The 202-nt window shown below is 43.6% G+C and carries 1 protein-coding gene; it reads left to right on the plus strand.

Annotation, left to right across the window (positions count from 1 at the left end):
* On the plus strand, nucleotides 1-202 hold a 202-nt coding region (locus ACVCXO_RS00220), incomplete at both ends, for a hypothetical protein (RefSeq protein WP_452227592.1).

Consider the following 202-nt stretch of genomic DNA (forward strand, 5'->3'; position numbering starts at 1 on the left):
CAAAACGGAACAGAAACCGGGTTCACTACACCAGTAACTGTATTTGCTGATTTAGATGGCGATGGCGTATTAGACGCAGGAGAGCCAACAGCAACAACAGCAACAGACGGAACCTATACTATAGAAGGAGTACCAGCAGGAACAGTAGATATCGTAGTAGATACAACTACTTTACCAACAGGTGCTACTTTAACAGATGGAA

This window comes from Lacinutrix sp. MEBiC02404, from assembly GCF_053601575.1.